The organism is Aeromicrobium panaciterrae (assembly GCF_039537165.1).
Classification (GTDB): Bacteria; Actinomycetota; Actinomycetes; order Propionibacteriales; family Nocardioidaceae; genus Aeromicrobium; species Aeromicrobium panaciterrae.
The window spans coordinates 3,088,270-3,105,674 of sequence record NZ_BAAAZZ010000002.1; the positions used below are offsets into that span (position 1 = coordinate 3,088,270).

Annotated in this window: 20 protein-coding genes and 1 tRNA gene; 18 read left to right on the forward strand and 3 right to left on the reverse strand. The window is 67.7% G+C overall.

Annotation, left to right across the window (positions count from 1 at the left end):
- The first annotated feature begins 12 nt into the window (after positions 1–12).
- The 17 genes from steA (at position 13) to ABD683_RS16175 (ending at position 14,021) form a co-directional block, all read left to right on the forward strand.
- Positions 13–1,212 carry a putative cytokinetic ring protein SteA gene (steA, locus tag ABD683_RS16095; protein WP_344771084.1) on the forward strand — a complete coding sequence of 400 codons (1,200 nt, stop codon included), beginning with the start codon at positions 13–15 and terminating at the stop codon, positions 1,210–1,212.
- Positions 1,209–2,090 (forward strand): copper transporter, encoded by an 882-nt coding sequence (locus ABD683_RS16100; RefSeq protein ID WP_344771085.1) that lies wholly within the window; start codon positions 1,209–1,211, stop codon positions 2,088–2,090. Before steA ends, ABD683_RS16100 begins: the two co-directional genes overlap by 4 nt.
- Before the next feature lie 143 nt (positions 2,091–2,233).
- Entirely contained in the window at positions 2,234–3,904 is a 1,671-nt protein-coding gene (pyrG, locus tag ABD683_RS16105) for a CTP synthase (protein ID WP_344771086.1), read from the forward strand.
- Positions 3,901–4,509: an NUDIX domain-containing protein gene (locus ABD683_RS16110; RefSeq protein WP_344771087.1), complete on the forward strand. Its 609-nt coding sequence runs from the start codon at positions 3,901–3,903 to the stop codon at positions 4,507–4,509. The genes pyrG and ABD683_RS16110 overlap by 4 nt, the downstream gene beginning before the upstream one ends.
- Positions 4,506–5,426 (forward strand): site-specific tyrosine recombinase XerD, encoded by a 921-nt coding sequence (gene xerD, locus ABD683_RS16115; protein ID WP_344771088.1) that lies wholly within the window; start codon positions 4,506–4,508, stop codon positions 5,424–5,426. The genes ABD683_RS16110 and xerD overlap by 4 nt, the downstream gene beginning before the upstream one ends.
- Positions 5,427–5,482: 56 nt before the next feature.
- Positions 5,483–6,331: a ParA family protein gene (locus ABD683_RS16120; RefSeq protein WP_344771089.1), complete on the forward strand. Its 849-nt coding sequence runs from the start codon at positions 5,483–5,485 to the stop codon at positions 6,329–6,331.
- The gene (locus ABD683_RS16125; protein ID WP_344771090.1) at positions 6,316–6,645 is read left to right on the forward strand and encodes a hypothetical protein; all 330 of its coding nucleotides are present in this window, start codon (positions 6,316–6,318) and stop codon (positions 6,643–6,645) included. The genes ABD683_RS16120 and ABD683_RS16125 overlap by 16 nt, the downstream gene beginning before the upstream one ends.
- On the forward strand, positions 6,642–7,544 hold the full coding sequence (locus ABD683_RS16130) for a segregation and condensation protein A (RefSeq protein ID WP_344771091.1): 903 nt from the start codon (positions 6,642–6,644) through the stop codon (positions 7,542–7,544). Before ABD683_RS16125 ends, ABD683_RS16130 begins: the two co-directional genes overlap by 4 nt.
- Positions 7,537–8,205, forward strand: a complete 669-nt coding sequence (scpB, locus tag ABD683_RS16135) for an SMC-Scp complex subunit ScpB (RefSeq protein ID WP_344771092.1) — start codon at positions 7,537–7,539, stop codon at positions 8,203–8,205. Before ABD683_RS16130 ends, scpB begins: the two co-directional genes overlap by 8 nt.
- On the forward strand, positions 8,198–8,923 hold the full coding sequence (locus ABD683_RS16140) for a pseudouridine synthase (protein WP_344771094.1): 726 nt from the start codon (positions 8,198–8,200) through the stop codon (positions 8,921–8,923). Before scpB ends, ABD683_RS16140 begins: the two co-directional genes overlap by 8 nt.
- Positions 8,920–9,972 carry a prephenate dehydrogenase gene (locus tag ABD683_RS16145; protein ID WP_344771095.1) on the forward strand — a complete coding sequence of 351 codons (1,053 nt, stop codon included), beginning with the start codon at positions 8,920–8,922 and terminating at the stop codon, positions 9,970–9,972. Before ABD683_RS16140 ends, ABD683_RS16145 begins: the two co-directional genes overlap by 4 nt.
- An 11-nt stretch (positions 9,973–9,983) precedes the next feature.
- Entirely contained in the window at positions 9,984–10,652 is a 669-nt protein-coding gene (gene cmk, locus ABD683_RS16150) for a (d)CMP kinase (RefSeq protein ID WP_344771096.1), read from the forward strand.
- Positions 10,649–11,350, forward strand: a complete 702-nt coding sequence (locus tag ABD683_RS16155) for a lysophospholipid acyltransferase family protein (RefSeq protein ID WP_344771097.1) — start codon at positions 10,649–10,651, stop codon at positions 11,348–11,350. Before cmk ends, ABD683_RS16155 begins: the two co-directional genes overlap by 4 nt.
- A complete protein-coding gene (der, locus tag ABD683_RS16160) occupies positions 11,343–12,668 on the forward strand; it encodes a ribosome biogenesis GTPase Der (RefSeq protein WP_344771098.1) in 1,326 nt (441 codons plus the stop codon). Before ABD683_RS16155 ends, der begins: the two co-directional genes overlap by 8 nt.
- A gap of 55 nt (positions 12,669–12,723) precedes the next feature.
- A tRNA-Pro gene (locus ABD683_RS16165) sits at positions 12,724–12,797 on the forward strand.
- Between the two features lie 69 nt (positions 12,798–12,866).
- Complete coding sequence (locus ABD683_RS16170) at positions 12,867–13,454, forward strand: LOG family protein (RefSeq protein ID WP_344771099.1); 588 nt, start codon at positions 12,867–12,869, stop codon at positions 13,452–13,454.
- A gap of 42 nt (positions 13,455–13,496) precedes the next feature.
- Positions 13,497–14,021, forward strand: a complete 525-nt coding sequence (locus tag ABD683_RS16175; RefSeq protein ID WP_344771100.1) for a nitroreductase/quinone reductase family protein — start codon at positions 13,497–13,499, stop codon at positions 14,019–14,021.
- A 42-nt stretch (positions 14,022–14,063) separates the two neighbouring features.
- On the opposite strand, the gene ABD683_RS16180 is transcribed toward ABD683_RS16175, so the two are convergent.
- Both ABD683_RS16180 and ABD683_RS16185 read right to left on the reverse strand, forming a co-directional pair.
- Positions 14,064–16,058, reverse strand: coding sequence for an acyltransferase family protein (locus ABD683_RS16180; protein WP_344771101.1), 1,995 nt, complete (start codon positions 16,056–16,058; stop codon positions 14,064–14,066).
- Entirely contained in the window at positions 16,058–16,423 is a 366-nt protein-coding gene (locus tag ABD683_RS16185; RefSeq protein ID WP_344771102.1) for an RNA-binding S4 domain-containing protein, read from the reverse strand. Before ABD683_RS16185 ends, ABD683_RS16180 begins: the two co-directional genes overlap by 1 nt.
- 22 nt (positions 16,424–16,445) lie before the next feature.
- On the opposite strand from ABD683_RS16185, the gene ABD683_RS16190 reads away from it, so the two are divergent.
- A complete protein-coding gene (locus tag ABD683_RS16190; RefSeq protein WP_344771103.1) occupies positions 16,446–16,679 on the forward strand; it encodes an RNA-binding S4 domain-containing protein in 234 nt (77 codons plus the stop codon).
- Position 16,680: 1 nt separating this feature from the next.
- Here ABD683_RS16190 and ABD683_RS16195 read toward each other — a convergent pair whose 3' ends face one another.
- The gene (locus ABD683_RS16195) at positions 16,681–17,400 is read right to left on the reverse strand and encodes a class I SAM-dependent methyltransferase (protein WP_344771104.1); all 720 of its coding nucleotides are present in this window, start codon (positions 17,398–17,400) and stop codon (positions 16,681–16,683) included.
- Positions 17,401–17,405 lie beyond the last annotated feature (5 nt).

Sequence of the window (17,405 nt, forward strand, 5' to 3'; positions counted from 1 at the left end):
GATCATCCGTGGGTGCGCGTGGCAGCATGGACGGCGATGGCCATCCGCAACCGCAAGTCACCCTCGCCCTCCGAGGCTCAGGGGATCGTCGGCACCGTACGGTTCGCCCGCCGTGACAAGGAGCATGCAGCGCTCCGACCCGGGGAGATCGCGATTGTCGACCTACCTGACCTCGACAGCCAGCAGGCTGAGGCACTGATCGATCGACGTGTCCGCGCGGTGATCAACGTGTCGCGATCCAGCACCGGCCGCATCCCCAATGTCGGACCGCAGACCCTGGCACACGCAGGCATCACCTTGATCGACGTGACGCAGTCGGATCTCGGCTCACGGCTCAAGAGCGGCGACACGGTACGTATCGAGGCCGGCAAGGTGTTCAAGGACGAGATTCTCGTCGCGTCCGGTGACGAGCTCGACCAGGAACGCACCAGCACCGATCTGGCGGCAGCCGAGTCAGGTCTCGCGACTCGACTGGACTCATTGGCGGCCAACGCGTCTGACCACATCCAACGCGAGCACGCCATGCTGATCGGCGGCGCCACGATTCCCAGGCTGCGCACCAAGCTGCGTCGTCGCCCGGTCGTCGTGGTCTCCCGCGGCCACGACGATGTCGCCGACCTCCGTGGCCTGCGGCGCTACATCAATGACAGCGATCCCATCCTGATCGGTGCCGGAGCGGGCGCCGACCTGTTGCTCGAATCGGGTTACCAGCCCCGCATCGTGATCGGTGCGCTCGACAACCTCTCCGACAAGGCGATCCGCGCCGCGGGCGAGGTCGTGGTGACGACCGCCTCGGGCCGGGTCGACATGCCCGAACGACTTGAGAAGCACGGCAAGGAGGTCGTCACGTTCGTGTCGTCGGGCGCAGACGACGATCTCGCGATCCTGCTGGCCGACACCAATGAGGCCGCCGTCATCATCCACGTGGGTGGGCCCGCCGACCTGTCACAGTTCCTCGACCGTGCGCCGACCGAGGCTGCCCGCATGTTCGTCTCGCGACTTCGCGCCGGCTCCAAGATCGTGGACGCCAAGGCCGTTCATCATTTCAGCTCAGACCGGATGTCGCTGTGGCCGATCTGGCTGCTCCTGCTCGCTGGTGTCGTGGCAGTGGCAACGGCAGTCGGCGTGACACCGGTCGGCAACGACTGGTTCGACTCGATCGGCTCGCAGATCAGCGACTTCGGCAACTGGATCAAAGGATTCTTCTCGTGATCAACTTCCGCTACCACCTCGTCTCGATCGCGGCGATCCTGCTCGCACTGGCGGCGGGGATAGCGCTCGGCTCAGGTCCTCTCGATGACGCGGGCGACTCGTTGGGCGGGACCGACAACCCCACCTCCGCGGTGGCCGATCCGGCGGTCGCATCGTTCGAGTCGGCCTACGCGTCGCGGACGTCCCAGTCGTTGTTCAGCGACTCGCTCAAGGGACAGTCGGTCGTCGTGATCACGATGCCCGGGGCGAGCGCCGCCGAGGCCAAGAGTGTGATCACGCTGCTCGGCCAGGCGGAGGCCGAGGTCACGGGCCAGGTCGAGCTGACGTCGAAGCTCCTCAGTCCCACCAATCGGCAGTTCGCCGAAGGCGTTGCCCAGCAGGCCGGTGCCGGCGTGGCCGGGGTGACCGCCGCTGGTGACAGCTACGGGCGCATCGGTGCCGCGCTCGGACGTTCGATCCTGTCGACCAAGACGGCCCCGCTCGATCCGACCGCCACGACGATCCAGTCGGCGTACGTGGAGGGTGACCTCATCACGCTGACCAAGACCCCGAGCAAGCTGGCGACGCTCGCTGTCATCATCACCGGGCCAAAGGCGGCAGGTTCGGCCGATCAGGGAACAGTCGTTGCGGCGATGGCCGGTGCCCTCGACTCCGCGGGCAAGGGCGTCGTGGTCGCTGGGCCGGCCACGTCGAGCACGGATGGCGGGATCGTCAAGGCCGTGCGAGACAGCGATGCGTCGAGCACCGTCTCGACCGTTGACGTCACCGACGTTGCCGCGGGCCGCGTCGTCACGGTGCTGGCTCTGGCCAAGGAGGCCGCCGGCCAGAGCGGTTCGTGGGGCACCTCCCGCAGCTCTGACGGCGGCTTGCCCAACTAGGGCGTGCACGAGATGTGGGCCACCCGACACGCTCGTGGGTCGGCAACACCCCATTCTTCTTGGTAGGCTGGAATCCCGTGGAGGCGTGATGGAAATTCTGCATCACGAGCACTCGACATCGGCCTTCGAGCACGGGAGTCACCTTGGCAGGTAGCGCGGTTACCAAACACGTATTCGTGACCGGCGGAGTGGCATCGTCGCTCGGCAAGGGGCTCACCGCCTCAAGCCTCGGGCGCCTGCTCAAGTCGCGCGGCCTGCGCGTGACGATGCAGAAGCTCGACCCCTACCTGAATGTCGACCCCGGCACGATGAACCCGTTCCAGCACGGCGAAGTCTTCGTGACCGACGACGGCGCCGAGACAGACCTCGACATCGGCCACTACGAGCGCTTCCTTGATGTCGACCTGGCAGGCATGGCCAACGTCACCACGGGTCAGGTCTACTCCGAGGTCATCGCCAAGGAGCGCCGCGGCGACTACCTCGGCGACACGGTCCAGGTCATCCCGCACATCACGAACGAGATCAAGTCACGCATACGGGCGATGGCCAGTCCTGACGTCGACGTCGTCATCACCGAGATCGGCGGCACCGTCGGCGACATCGAGTCGCTGCCGTTCCTCGAGGCCGCGCGCCAGGTGCGCCACGATGTCGGTCGCGGCAACGTGTTCTTCCTGCACATCTCGCTGGTGCCCTACATCGGCCCGTCCGGTGAGCTCAAGACCAAGCCGACGCAGCACTCGGTCGCCGCGCTGCGCTCGATCGGCATCCAGCCCGATGCGATCGTGTGTCGCGCCGACCGAGACATCCCCGAGGGCATGAAGCGCAAGATCTCACTGATGTGCGATGTCGACCAGGAGGCCGTCATCACCGCGGCCGACGCTCCGTCGATCTACGACATCCCGAAGGTCCTGCACAGCCAGGGACTCGACGCGTACGTCGTACGCCGCCTCGACCTGCCGTTCCGCGATGTCGACTGGACCCAGTGGGACGAGCTGCTCCGCCGGGTGCACGAGCCTGCTGAAGAACTGACGATCGCACTGGTCGGCAAGTACATCGACCTCCCGGACGCCTACCTCTCGGTGGCCGAGGCGCTGCGCGCGGGTGGCTTCGCCCACAACGCCCGAGTCAAGATCCGCTGGGTGCCGTCTGACGACTGTGAGACCGAGGCGGGTGCCGCCCAGCTCCTCGGCGACGTCGACGGCATCTGCGTGCCGGGCGGCTTCGGCATCCGTGGCATCGAAGGCAAGGTCGGAGCGCTCAAGTACGCCCGGGAGCGCGGCATCCCGGTGCTTGGTCTCTGCCTCGGCCTGCAGTGCATGGTCATCGAGTACGCCCGTCACGTCGCGGGCATCGAGGGAGCGAGCTCGTCGGAGTTCGACCCCGATGCCCCGCACCCCGTCATCGCGACGATGGCCGAACAGCTCGCGATCGTCGACGGCGATGGCGACCTCGGCGGGACGATGCGCCTGGGCCTCTATCCGGCGAACCTCAAGGCCGGCAGCGTCGTCGCGGAGGCGTACGGCGCCAACAAGGTCGAAGAACGCCACCGTCACCGCTACGAGGTCAACAACTCCTACCGCGAGCAGCTCGAGAAGGCAGGACTCGTGTTCAGCGGCACCTCGCCCGACTCGACGTTGGTCGAGTTCGTCGAGCTGCCGCGCGAGGTGCACCCCTACTACGTCTCGACGCAGGCTCACCCCGAGCTGCGCTCGCGGCCGACCAAGGCGCACCCACTGTTCGCCGGACTGATCGGCGCGGCGCTCGTACGACAGCTCGAGACGCGGCTGCCGGTCGAAGAGCAGCAGCCCGCATGACACCACACCCTCATCTGCCGGGACAGCTCGCCGGCAGCCACCTGAGCGACTCCGATGCGTCCTGGCCGGTCAGCTCGACCGACATGAAGTACGAGAGTCCGTACGTCAGCCTCGGCATCGACACGATCGTCGACCCCGACGGCAACCAGCACGGCCGCGCCGTGGTGAGCCCCAACGACGCGATCGGCATCCTGGCGATCGATGACGAGGACCGGCTGCTGCTGGTCGAGCAGTACCGCCACCCCGTACGCCGGCAGATGCTCGAGATCCCGGCCGGCACGCTCGACGTACCGGGGGAGTCCGCCCTCGATGCCTCGAAGCGCGAGCTGGCCGAGGAAGCTGACCTGGTCGCCGCCACCTGGGAGCCACAGCTCAAGCTGCTCGCCACGCCGGGCTACTCGACCGAGGGATGGCAGGTGTTCACCGCGACCGGGCTGAGTCCGGTGCCCGAAGCTGATCGCATGGTTCGTGAGGCCGAAGAGGCGCACATGGTGCAGTGGTGGATGCCGTTCGACGAGGCCGTTGAGGCGGTCCTTGCCGGGCGGTTCAGCGACTCACTGACGGTCGCCGCGATCCTTGCAGCGCAGGTACTCCGGGCACGATGACCGTCGAGCGGGTTGTCCAGGACTACCTGAGTCATCTCAGCGTCGAACGCGGCCTGGCCGACAACACGATCCGCTCCTACCGTCGTGACCTGCGGCGATATCTCGAGTTCCTCGCCGACAGGGGTTTGACCGAGCCGGCCGACATCACCGAGAACGACATCGCGGCGTTCCTCGGCTCGCTGCGCACGGGGGACGAGGAACACGCGGCCCTCGGCACCGCGAGCGCCGCCCGCACCATCGTGTCGGCTCGTGGCTTGCACCGGTTCATGGTGCGCGAGCAGCTGGTGACTGCTGACGTCACAGCTGCGGTCAGACCGCCACGGCCCGCGGCGAGGCTGCCGAAGGCGTTGCCGCTCGCCGACATCGAGGCAATCCTCGAGGCAGCCGGAGCGCCTGGCACCACTCTGTCGTCACGTGACCGGGCGTTGCTCGAGGTGTTGTACGGCACCGGCGCACGCATCTCGGAGGCTGTCGGCATGGATGTCGACGACCTCGACCTGGAAGACGCGACAGTCCTGCTCAAGGGCAAGGGTGGCAAGCAGCGCATCGTCCCCGTGGGCTCGTTCGCCCTGGCATCCCTGGCCGACTACCTGACCGCTTCACGGCCCGCTCTCGTGTCGTCACGGCAGTCCACGCCGGCGGTGTTCCTCAACGCGCGTGGCGGACGGCTGTCGCGGCAGAGCGCCTGGACCGTGCTGACCAAGGCGGCCCAGCGTGCGGGCATCGCGGCGGACGTGTCGCCGCACACGCTGCGCCACTCGTTCGCGACGCACCTGTTGGACGGGGGAGCCGACGTACGAGTCGTCCAGGAGCTCCTCGGACACGCCTCGGTGACCACGACGCAGATCTACACGCTCGTGACGGTGGAGAAACTGCGGGAGATTTATGCCTCCGCCCACCCGAGGGCGACACAGTGACGGAATCAGGGCGGTAGAGTGGCGCTCGTCCGCCGGTCGAGCTGCAAGGGAACCAGATGAGCAAGGAACTTGGACCCACCGGCCGCCCGATGCCGAACTTTCCGGAGCCCAAGCCCCGCAAGCCCGGCCTGCCCGCCACCGTCATCGCGATGTGCAACCAAAAGGGCGGCGTCGGCAAGACCACGACGGCGATCAACCTCGGCGCCGCGCTGGTCGAGACCGGGCGCAAGGTGCTCCTCGTCGACTTCGACCCGCAGGGCTCGATGACCGTCGGCCTGGGCGTCAACGCCTATGAGCTCGAGCAGAGCATCTATCACGTCCTGATGGACCGCGAGCTCGGCATCAAGGACATCGTGATGCAGACGTCGATCGAGGGACTCGACCTCGCTCCGTCCAACATCGACCTGTCGGCCGCCGAGATGCGGCTCGTCACCGAGGTCGGTCGCGAACAGGTCCTGTCACGTGTGCTCAAGCCGATCCTGCACGACTACGACGTCGTCCTCATCGACTGCCAGCCGTCGCTCGGCCTGCTGACGGTCAACGCCCTCACGGCGGCAGACGGCGTGCTCGTGCCGCTGGAGTGCGAGTACTTCGCTCTGCGCGGCGTCGCGCTGCTCAAGGACACGATCGAGAAGGTTCGCGACCGCACCAACGACGATCTCCAGATCATCGGGCTGCTCGGCACGATGTACGACAGCCGCACCCTGCACGGCAAGGAGGTCCTCCAGACCCTCGTCGAGGGTTGGGGCGACCTGGTGTTCCACACCGTCATCCGCCGCACCGTGAAGTTCTCCGACTCCACCGTCGCCGGTGAGCCGATCACGGAGTACGCGACATCATCACCGGGCTCGACGTCCTACCGGCAGCTTGCACGAGAGGTCTTGGTGCGATGCCCAGGGGCGTAGCCGCGTCGGGCGGGTCCGCCAAGCGACCCTCGATGCCCGGCGCCGACGAGCTCTTCCGCGCCACGGCCGCCCAGGCAAAGGGCGAGGACACCGCCACGGCGAGCGGCCGGGTCAAGCACGACGAGAAGATGACGGTGTACGTGACTGCCGCCGAGCTGCTCGCCGTCGAGCAGGCGCGGCTCCAGCTGCGCGGTGAGCTGGGGCGTACCGTCGACCGCGGCCGGTTCGTACGCGCTGCCCTCGCCGTGGCACTCGCCGACCTGGAAGTCCGCGGCACCAGCAGCGATGTCGCCCGGCGATTGAGCGAGCAGTGACGTTGGCGGAGCCCGACGTCTCGGCGCCCGCCGGCTTCTCGGTCAACCTGACGAACTTCGAGGGGCCCTTCGACCTCTTGCTGCAGCTGATCTCCAAGCACCAGCTCGACATCACCGAGGTCGCGCTGTCGACCGTCACGACCGAGTTCATCGCCTACATCCGGGCGTTGGGCGATGATCTCGACCAGACCACCAACTTCCTGCTCGTCGCGTCGACGCTTCTCGACCTCAAGACCGCCCGGCTGCTGCCGCAGGCGGAGGTCGAGGACGAGGAGGACCTGGCGCTGCTCGAGGCCCGCGACCTGCTGTTCGCCCGCCTGATGCAGTACCGCGCCTACAAGCTCATGGCCGGGGTGATGGCCGAGCGGCTTGCCGACGAGTCGCGCCGGTTCCCGCGCGTCGTCGGACTGGAGCCGCGCTTCGCCGAGCTGCTGCCCGAGGTGCTGATCTCGATCGGGCCAGAGGAGCTCGCTGCCCTCGCGGCGGCCGCGCTGCAGCCCAAGGCGGTGCCGATCCTGTCGCTGGCACACCTGCATGCGCCGCAGGTCAGCGTACGTGAGCAGGGCCATCTGATCGTCGATCGGCTGCGCCGTGAACGCGGCCTGACGTTCCGTGCCCTGACCGCCGATGCGCCCGACCTGATCACCAAGGTGGCGTGCTTCCTGGCGCTGCTGGAGCTGTTCAAGGAGGGCGTCATCGCGTTCGAGCAGGCGACGCCCCTGGGCGACCTGCACCTGCGATGGACCGGCACCGACGAGGGCGACATCGACGTCGGCGACGAGTTTGACCGGCCGATGGGCTCACCTGACGACGAACCAGGTCCCGAGCCGCCCGACCTGAACCTCGCCGAAGACTCCGCAAGCACCGAAGGCACAGAACGTGAAGGCACCGATGACTGAGCACGACCTCCCGACCGGACCCCATGAGCTGGAGCTGGAGATGCTCGAGCTGCTGCCTGCCCTCGAGGCGGTGCTGATGGTGGCCGACCAGCCGCTGGACCACCTGACCCTGGCACAGGCCGTCGGACATCCGCCGAGCGACGTCGAAGCGGCGTTGAGGTCGCTCGCCGACGACTACACCCAGCAAGGACGCGGTTTCGAGCTGCGCAACGTCGCGGGAGGGTGGCGCTACTTCACGCGCGAGGAGTACGCCAGCGCGGTCGAGCGCTTCATCCTCGACGGCCAGCAGGCACGGCTCACCCAGGCGGCACTGGAGACCATGGCGGTGGTCGCCTACCGGCAACCCATCAGCCGTACGCGGATCTCGGCGATCCGTGGGGTCAACGTCGACAGTGTCGTACGCACGCTGGTCACCCGGGGACTCATCGAGGAGGCCGATGTCGACGGTGAGAGCGGCGCGATCCTCTACCGGACCACGAGCTACTTCCTCGAGCGGATGGGCATGGGCAGCCTCAACGAGCTCCCGGACATCGCACCGCTGCTGCCGGAGCTCGGCGACATGGACGACGAGACACCGCTGGGTGACATCGTCACCGAGGCGCCGGAGATCGTCACCGAGGCATCAGAGACCGTCACCGAGGCACCTGACGACCGTGGCTGAGATCCGTCTGCAGAAGGCACTGGCGCAGGCCGGGCTCGGGAGCCGTCGACGCTGTGACGACATGATTGCCCACGGTCGCGTCGAGGTGAACGGCGAGATCATCGACCAGATGGGCTCACGCGTCGACCCACTGGTCGACGTCATCCGCGTGGACGGCAAGCGCATCCCGCCACCCAACGACCACGCCTACGTGCTGCTCAACAAGCCGACCGGTGTCGTCACCTCGATGGCCGACGAGCACGGACGTCCTGACCTGTCATCCCTGCTGGCCGGTCGCAACGACCGCCTGTTCCACGTCGGGCGGCTCGACACCGACACGTCCGGCCTCCTGCTGCTGACGAACGACGGGGACCTGGCGCACAAGCTGGCTCATCCGTCGTTCGAGATCACCAAGACGTACGTCGCCCTGGTCGACGGCACCGTGCCTGACACCGTCGCCGCGACTCTCAAGAAGGGCATCGATCTGGATGACGGATCCGCGGTTGTCGACCGGTTCCTCGTCAAGGACAGGTCGCGCGGGCGCTCGATCGTCGAGCTCGACATCCACATGGGTCGCAACCGCATCGTGCGGCGCATGCTCGCCGAGGTGGGGCACCCTGTGCTGGAGCTGACGCGCACGGCGTTCGGCCCGCTGGACCTGCGAGGCCTCGCAGCCGGCGCGATGCGCGACCTGTCACGCGAGGAGCTCGGAGCGCTCTTCGATAGCGTGGAGGCATGAGCGTCAGCCCCGTACTCGTGATGGGCTGCGGGCTGATCGGTACGTCTCTCGCGCTGGCGCTGACAGACGCCGGCGTCGAGGTGCACCTGGACGATGTCCTCGACACCAATGTCGAGCTCGCCGTGGCGCGTGGAGCCGGCACGGCAGATCCGGTCGAGTCTCCCTCGGTCGTGGTCGTCGCGGTCCCGCCGAGCGAGGTCGCCGCGTGCATCGCTCACGCGCTCGAGACGTGGCCCGGGGCCACCGTCACGGATGTGGCCAGCGTCAAGGCCGCCCTGCAGTCCGTCGTCAGCGGTCACCCCGGCAGCGAGCGGTACGTCGGCAGCCACCCGATGGCTGGCAGCGAACGATCCGGGCCGATGGCGGCGTACGCCAAGCTCTTCGAGGGTCGGCCGTGGGCCGTCACGCCGTCGCCCGAGGCCGCTCCCGAGTCGATCCAGCGCGTCGTCGAGATCGCCAAGCTGGTCGGTGCCGTACCCCTGCAGATGGACGCCGAGGCGCACGACCGTGCTGTTGCCGTCGTCTCGCACGTCCCGCACGTCCTCGCGGTGCTGACGGCGGCCCGGCTCCATGGAGCACCGACGGACCACCTTGCACTGTCAGGACCCGGGCTGCGCGACGTCACGCGCATCGCTGGCAGCGACATCGCGCTCTGGCAGGAGATCCTGGCTGCCAATGCCACCGAGGTTCGCACGGTGCTCGAGCAGGTACGCGGCGACCTCGACCGCGTCATTGACGCGATCGGCACCGACACCGACCGGCTGGGAGACGTCCTCCAGTCCGGCCAGGACGGCACCAGGCTCATCCCCGGCAAGCACGGCGAGCAGGTCACCGAGCTCGCGACGGTCCACGTGTCCGTACTCGATCAACCGGGTGAGCTGTCGCGGCTCATGGCACATACGGGAGAATCAGGTGTCAACATCGAGGACATCCGCATCGATCACGAGCTGGGTCGACGCGTGGGTCAGGTCGAGATCTCCGTCGTCGCCGCACATGCCGACACGCTGGTCGAGGCCCTGACCGCACGCGGTTGGTCCGCCTACAGCTAGGAGCACAACCTGTGAGCGAGTCACTGGTCGTTGCCGTCGACGGTCCTTCGGGGTCCGGCAAGTCGAGCACGGCACGTGGTGTGGCCGATCGGCTGCACCTGGCCTATCTCGACACCGGGGCGATGTATCGCGCCATGACCTGGGCCATGTTGCAAGCGGATGTCGACCTGCACGATCCCGAGGCGATCGCGGCAGCAGCCACCCGTGTGCACCTGGAGTCGGGAGTCGATCCGCTCGACCCGACGATCCATGTCGACGGGGTCGATGTCGCGGAGGCGATCCGGGGCGAGGACGTCACCGGCGCGGTGAGTCACGTTGCCGCGGTGCCGGCCGTACGCGAACAGCTCGTCGAGCTGCAACGGGCGACGATCGCCGGCAACGGCCATCGCATCGTCGTCGAGGGCCGCGACATCGGATCCACTGTTGCGCCCGACGCCGACTTCAAGTTCTTCCTGGTTGCCGATCCTGCGGCGAGAGCTGCGCGGCGTGCAGCGGAGGACGGCTCGGACGACACCGTCGCGACAGAGCAGGCGCTGGCCCGGCGCGACGAGATCGATTCCAACCGCACCGCATCTCCGCTGGCCAGGGCTGACGACGCCGTGCTGATCGACAGCACGCACATGACTCTGGCGGAGGTCATCGACACACTCGTCGACATGGTGGAGAAGGGGCAGTCATGACCCTCACGGAGACGGCGGCACGCGGACTGCCGGAGGGCGGCCTGAAGCTCATGCGCAGGGTCGCGTCGCCCTATTTCAGCTGGCGTTGGGACATCCACGAACGTGGCCAGGGCAACGTGCCCGAGGACGGGCCGGTGATCCTCGCCAGCAACCACATCGGTTGGCTCGACGGACCGCTGATGTTCGTGAAGTCGCCTCGGCCCGCCCATGCCCTGGTGAAGGAGGAGGAGTTCGTCGGCAGGACCGGTCGGCTGCTGAGGTTCGTCGGCCAGATCAAGGTCAGCCGCACGCGCAACGACACGGGTGCACTCCGCCGAGCCGCCCAGGCGCTGGCCGCCGGACAGGCCGTGCTGATCTATCCCGAGGGCAAGCGCGGAGCGGGGACCTTCGACGACTTCAAGGGTGGTGTCACGTGGCTGTCGCTGGTCAGCGGCGCCCCGATCGTCCCGGTGGCGATCTTCGGCACGCGCCAGCCGGGGGAGGGGTCGGAGGCGAGGGCGCCCAAGGGTGCGCGGCTCGACATCGTCTACGGCAAGCCGCTGCGGTTCCCGATGCAGGCTTGGCCGCGAGATCGTGAGATACTGGCAGACGCGGGCGAGCAGATTCACGAGCACCTGCGATCCCATGTCACCTGGTCACAGAACGCGCTGAAGCGCGAGCTGCCCGGCCCCCTTCCGAGAGATTCAACCGATGGCTGAGGCCGTACCCGTCCTTGCCGTGATCGGCCGACCCAACGTGGGCAAGTCCACGCTCGTCAACCGCATCATCGGCCGCCGCGAGGCCGTGGTCGAAGACGTTCCGGGTGTCACCCGCGACCGTGTCTACTACGACGCCGTGTGGAATGGTCGCGCCTTCACGGTCGTCGACACCGGAGGCTGGGATCCTGACGCTCGCGGACTGGCCGAGCGCATCGCAGCCCAGGCAGAGATCGCGATCCAGGTCGCCGACGCCGTGCTGTTCGTCGTGGACGCCACGGTCGGGATCACCGACGTCGACGAGAAGGTCGTCAAGATCCTCCGTGCCGCCAAGAAGCCCGTCGTGCTCGCCGCCAACAAGGTCGACGACCAGCGCACGGAGGCCGAGGCTGCCGGATTGTGGAACCTCGGGCTCGGTGAGCCCTACCCCGTCTCAGCGCTTCACGGGCGGGGGAGCGGTGACATGCTCGACGCCATCCTGCAGGCGCTGCCCGAGACGCCGCCGGAGGACTTCGACGCACCCGAAGGGCCGCGACGCGTCGCGATCGTCGGCAAGCCCAACGTCGGCAAGTCCAGCCTCCTCAACCGTCTCGCGGGTGAGGAACGAGTCGTCGTCGACGACGCCTCCGGCACCACGGTCGACCCGGTCGATGAGCTGGTCACGCTGGGCGACCGTACGTGGAACTTCATCGACACCGCCGGCATCCGTCGCCGCGTACGCGACGCGTCGGGACACGAGTACTACGCCAGCCTCCGTACGAGCTCGGCGATCGACCGGTCCGAGGTCGCCGTCGTGATCATCGACGCCAGCCAGCCGATCACCGAGCAGGACACCCGCATCGTCAGCTCCGTCGCCGACGCGGGCCGCGCGCTGATCATCGCATTCAACAAGTGGGACCTCGTCGACGAGGAGCGCCGCTACTATCTCGAGCGCGAGATCGAGCGGGAGTTCGTGCAGGTGCCATGGGCGCCGACGATCAACATCACGGCTCGCACCGGATGGCACATCGACCGCCTCGTACGCGCGCTGGACGCCGCGCTGGAGGGCTGGGAGACCCGCGTGACCACGGGAGCGCTCAACTCGTTCCTCGGGCGCCTGGTTGCCGAGCATCCGCACCCCGTACGCGGTGGCAAGCAGCCCAAGATCATGTTCGGCACGCAGGCGTCGACGTCTCCGCCGACGTTCATCCTGTTCACCTCCGGCAAGCTCGAGGCCTCCTACATGAGGTTCATCGAGCGTCGTCTCCGCGAGACGTTCGGTTTCGTCGGTACGCCGATCCACCTTCAGCAGCGTCCGCGCAAGAAGCGCGAGCGCCGCTGATCGGCCGCTGCAGGAGCTCCGACCGCGCTGCGGTAAAGTTCCTCTTCGGGACAAACGGGCTGTAGCGCAGCTTGGTAGCGCACCTGACTGGGGGTCAGGGGGTCGCAGGTTCAAATCCTGTCAGCCCGACGTTTGTGAAGAGGGCAGCTCATCGTTGATGGGCTGCCCTTTCCTTGCCCGCGAGCGGAGGAGTGATGCATGGCACTGGGATCGGTGGGCGTGTTCTGTGGCTCCAGCTTCGGCATCGACCCCGTGTTCGCCGATGCCGCGCGGCTGACCGGAACGACATTGGGCGAGCGGGGGATCGACCTCGTGTACGGCGGTGGGCACGCAGGCCTGATGGGCGTGGTCGCTGATGCCGCGATGGAGGCCGGCGGCCGCGTCGTCGGAGTCATCCCACGCCAGCTCGAGGACCGTGAGCTGGCCCACCGGGGCCTGACCGAGCTGCACGTCGTCGACTCGATGCACGAGCGCAAGCAGCTCATGGCTGACCTGTCCGATGCCTTCGTGGCACTGCCCGGAGGGGCCGGAACCCTCGAGGAGGTGGCTGAGCAATGGACGTGGGCGCAGCTGACGATCCACCAGAAGCCGTCGGGGTTCCTCGACGTGGGAGGGTTCTGGACGCCGATGAGGGACATGCTCGCCACGATGGTCGCGTCGGGCTTTGTCCGTCAGGAGCAGTCGGGCATCGTGTCGTTCGCCGAGAGCATTGAGGACCTCCTGGCGATGCTCGAGGCTCCGAGCGCGTGGACCGACAAGTGGGGGCAGCCGATACTCCCCGGCTGACGATCCATTCCGCTGGAGCCGTCGATGCCGGAGGATGTCCTCATGGTTCGCGACAGCAGCAGCCGAGTACCCGTCAACGACCCGACCGCGCCGAAGGGCTGGCTGAGCCGTGCGGCCGAGAAGCTCGCGAAGCGCCGTGCCGTCACGTGGTACCTCGTCAACGTCGGCGGGCGCATCGACCCGTTCCTGATGAGGATCAGCGGTGGTCGCGTCAACACGACCGGCACCAGGGCGATCGTGGTGCTCAGGACCGTGGGCCGCAGGACCGGGGCCGTGCGAGAGACGCCGTTGGTCTACTTCACGCACGGCGACGACGTCGTCCTGATCGCGTCGAAGGGCGGTGCCCCCGAGCACCCCGCGTGGTTCCACAACCTGCGTGCCAACCCTGAGGTCGAGCTGTACGTCGGCAAGGCCGGAGGCCGCTATCGCGCCAGGGAAGCCGAGGGGGCAGAACGCGAGGAGCTCTGGCGCCTCGCGACGACGCTCAACAGCGGCTACGACAACTACAAGGATCGTGCCTCCAACCGGCAGATCCCGGTTGTGGTGTGTACGCCGGAATCTCCGTAGCAAGGTTGCGAACCGTGCGCGGGGCGTCCTGCCGCTGTGGGGCTAGAGCGTCGGCGCCGCGGCCCGCAGCGCCGTGATGAACGCTGACGCCAGCGTACGGGCGAAGGTCTGGGTGAAATGGACCTTGTCGCGGTAGACGACGATCCTTCCGGCGAGCGGGCCGCAGGTCGTGTCGTCACAGAACGGGTCGTTGATCCGGACGACCGGCACATCGTCGAGCGACGCGGCACGAGCCGGGACGGAGGTGCCGGGAGCCTGCGGGCGCCGGAACGTGCAGCGCTCTGCCGCGCGTTCGCGAGCCAGGCAGGCGGTGGGCTCGTCCTGGGCGCGCGCGGGTGACTCGGCGACGCTGACCCCGATACCGGCAGCGGTGAAGCGCCGGATGAACGTCGTCATGCCCGCGACCGACTGGTCTGTGGCAGCCTGGCCGCGGATGATGTCACCGTCGTCCCACAGCGCGAACGTGGAGCCCTCTGCCATGGCAATCACCACGGCGGCCGGCCTGGCATCGAGGATCTCGTCGACGATCGCGTCCTTAGCCTTGTCGCACAGCGTGGCGACGCCGCCGACGAAGGAGTCATAGCGGGTGACGTCGGCGAACGGGCAGCGGCTCTTGGCGCGTACGCGCAGCTCCCAGCCCTCCTGGTCCGCCGCTGCCACGAGGGCCGGTGCGATCGACTCGGCAATGCTGTCACCGATGAGGTAGACGACCTGGGGCGCGCCGACCTTGCCGAACGCACAACCGTTGGCGGGAGGCAGCACCGCTGACAACGAGTCGGTGAGACACCGCTTGGCGATGAACGGACCGATGTCGGTCGCCGCCTTGTCCAGCGCAGGGGTGATCTTCAGCGAGGAGTCCTCGACCTGCACCCGATCGATCGATGGCCCGGACGCCGCGAAGGCTGCTGCGGGTACGGCAGCAACGATCAACGCGGCACCGAGGGCGAGCGAGGCGGCAGGACGCGCTCGCAGCGTCGGGGCAAACCGAAGAGGCTGCTCGACGAAGCGGAACGTCAGGATCGTCAGGAGCAGGGAGCAGAGCACCAGCCCCAGCCGGACCGGGGCGTCGTCCCCGAAGCGCACCTGCCCGATCACGAGGACCGGCCAGTGCCAGAGGTACCACGAGTAGGAGCGGTCGCCGATGTACGTCAGCGGCCGCCAGGAGAGGGCACGCGTGAGCCACGTCGCGCCACCGGTGCCGGCGCCGATCAGCAGGGCTGCGCCGGCCGTGGGAGCCAGGGCGAGCCACGACGGGTAGGTGAGGCCGAAGAGCTGACCGGACTCCTTGAGCAGCACGACGCTGATGCCCATCAGGGCGAGGCCCGTGAATCCGAGAAGGATCCGCGTCGTCGGTCGCAGGCGCCCCAGCAGGGGCACGGCGAGAGCCAGGAGCGCACCGACTGCCAGCTGCCATGCGCGAGATGGCGTGCTGAAGAACGCGTATGGGCGGTGCCCCTCGCTCAACGCGACGCCAAGGATGAACGACGCGACCGTGACGATGCTGAAGACCGCGGTGAGAACCACGGTGAACCGGTCGCGTACGAATCGGTGCGCCAAGTAGCCGATCACCAGGATCAGCAGCGGCCACACGACGTAGAACTGCTCCTCGACGCCCAGCGACCAGAAGTGCAGCACCGGCGACGGGTCCCGGTCACCGGCGAGGTAGTCGGTCTGCTGCCAGGCAAATCGCCAGTTGGCCGCGAACCCCGATGCGAAGAGGATGTCGTCGCCGATCGGCTTGCGGGTCACCGGATCGATGAAATGGTGCACCGCGAGCGCGGTGGCGACCAGCACCAGCGCCGACGCGGGGAGCAGACGGCGGGCACGACGAGCCCAGAACTCGCGGAGCCGGACCGTGCCGTTGCCACGATGTTCGGCGACCAGCAGACCGGTGATGAGGAATCCCGACAGCACGAAGAACAGGTCGACGCCGACGAATCCGCCGGACATGAACGGGACCCCGGCGTGATAGGCGACGACGACCAGCACGGCCACCGCGCGAAGACCCTGGATGTCTCCGCGTGTACGAGCTGCCACTAACGCCTCCGCAGGCGGTCGAGCGCGCGGCGGTCGCGTTTGGTCGGTCGCCCGGCACCACGGTCACGCATCGGCATCATCGGCCTCTCCTCCTTGGGCGGAGGCGCGGGAGTGTGGTCCTCGTAGCAGGTCACTGCGACCGAGGCTCCGACGCGCTTCAGGATGATCCGGGTGACGACCAAGATCCTCAGGACGCCGTCGGTGAGCGCCTCGACGCGGTCTCCGACGCAGATCGACTGGGCAGGCTTCGCCTTCGCCCCGTTGACCTTGACGTGGCCGGCTCGGCATGCCGCCGATGCCAGGGCACGGGTCCGGTACAGGCGTACCGACGACGTCCAGACGTCGGCGCGGGCGGAAGTGGTCACCGAAACACCCTAGGCTGACTGCATGGAAGCCGATGACGCCGAGGTCGTGGAGATCAGCGGGGACATGATCCGGCTGGGCCAGTTCCTCAAGTTCACCAACATCGCCGAGTCCGGCGCCGCTGCCGGCGCGATGATCCAGGGCGGCGACGTGTTGGTCGACGGCGAGCTCGAGACCCGTCGGGGGCGCCAGCTCAGCCGCGGCATGCTCGTGGAGGTGCGGCTGCCGGGCGGGACCGTCGCCGCGCGCGTCGGCTGACTCAGCCGCGAGCCTCGAGGGACTTCTGGATCAGCACCGAGTGCTTCAAGAACACCAACGACTCGATGTTGTTGCGCGCATAGGTGTCGAAGTCGTCGATCGCAGGATCCGCGAGCTCGTGCGCGGTGATGCCGCGAGCGATGTTGGCGATGAAGTCGTACGCCGTCTGGCCGCCGGGGGAGCCGTACGTCTTGGCATAGGGCTCCGAGAAGCTCGTGTGGATGTCTTCGATGACGTAGAAGCCGCCCGGGCGCAGGATCGGGAACAGCGTCTTGAACGTCTCGATCTGGTGCGACCACACGTGTGAACCGTCGTCGAGGACGATGGTGGGGTCGATCGAGGCGCCGAAGCTGTCGAGGAACTCCTGGCTGGACTGGTCACCGATCACGATCGACACCCGGTCGGTCGCATACTTCTTGCACTTGGTGCTGATGTCGACGCCGATCAGCGACGCACGCGGGAAGAATTCCTCCCACATGCGGATCGAGGCACCTTGGTGCACGCCGATCTCGACCATCTGGAACTTCTGGGTGCGCAAGTTCTGGAACGCGTGCTCGTAGACGTTGAGGTAGTCGTGGTAGCGCGACGACTTGTCCGTTCCCGTTCCGATGCCGATGGCGTCAAGGGTCTTCTTGGGACCGAGGGTCCGGCGGACGGTGCGCACGCGGCGTACGAGCGGCAAGAGGGCGCGACGAATCGGCAGCGGAATCAGTTTCTTCACCGCAC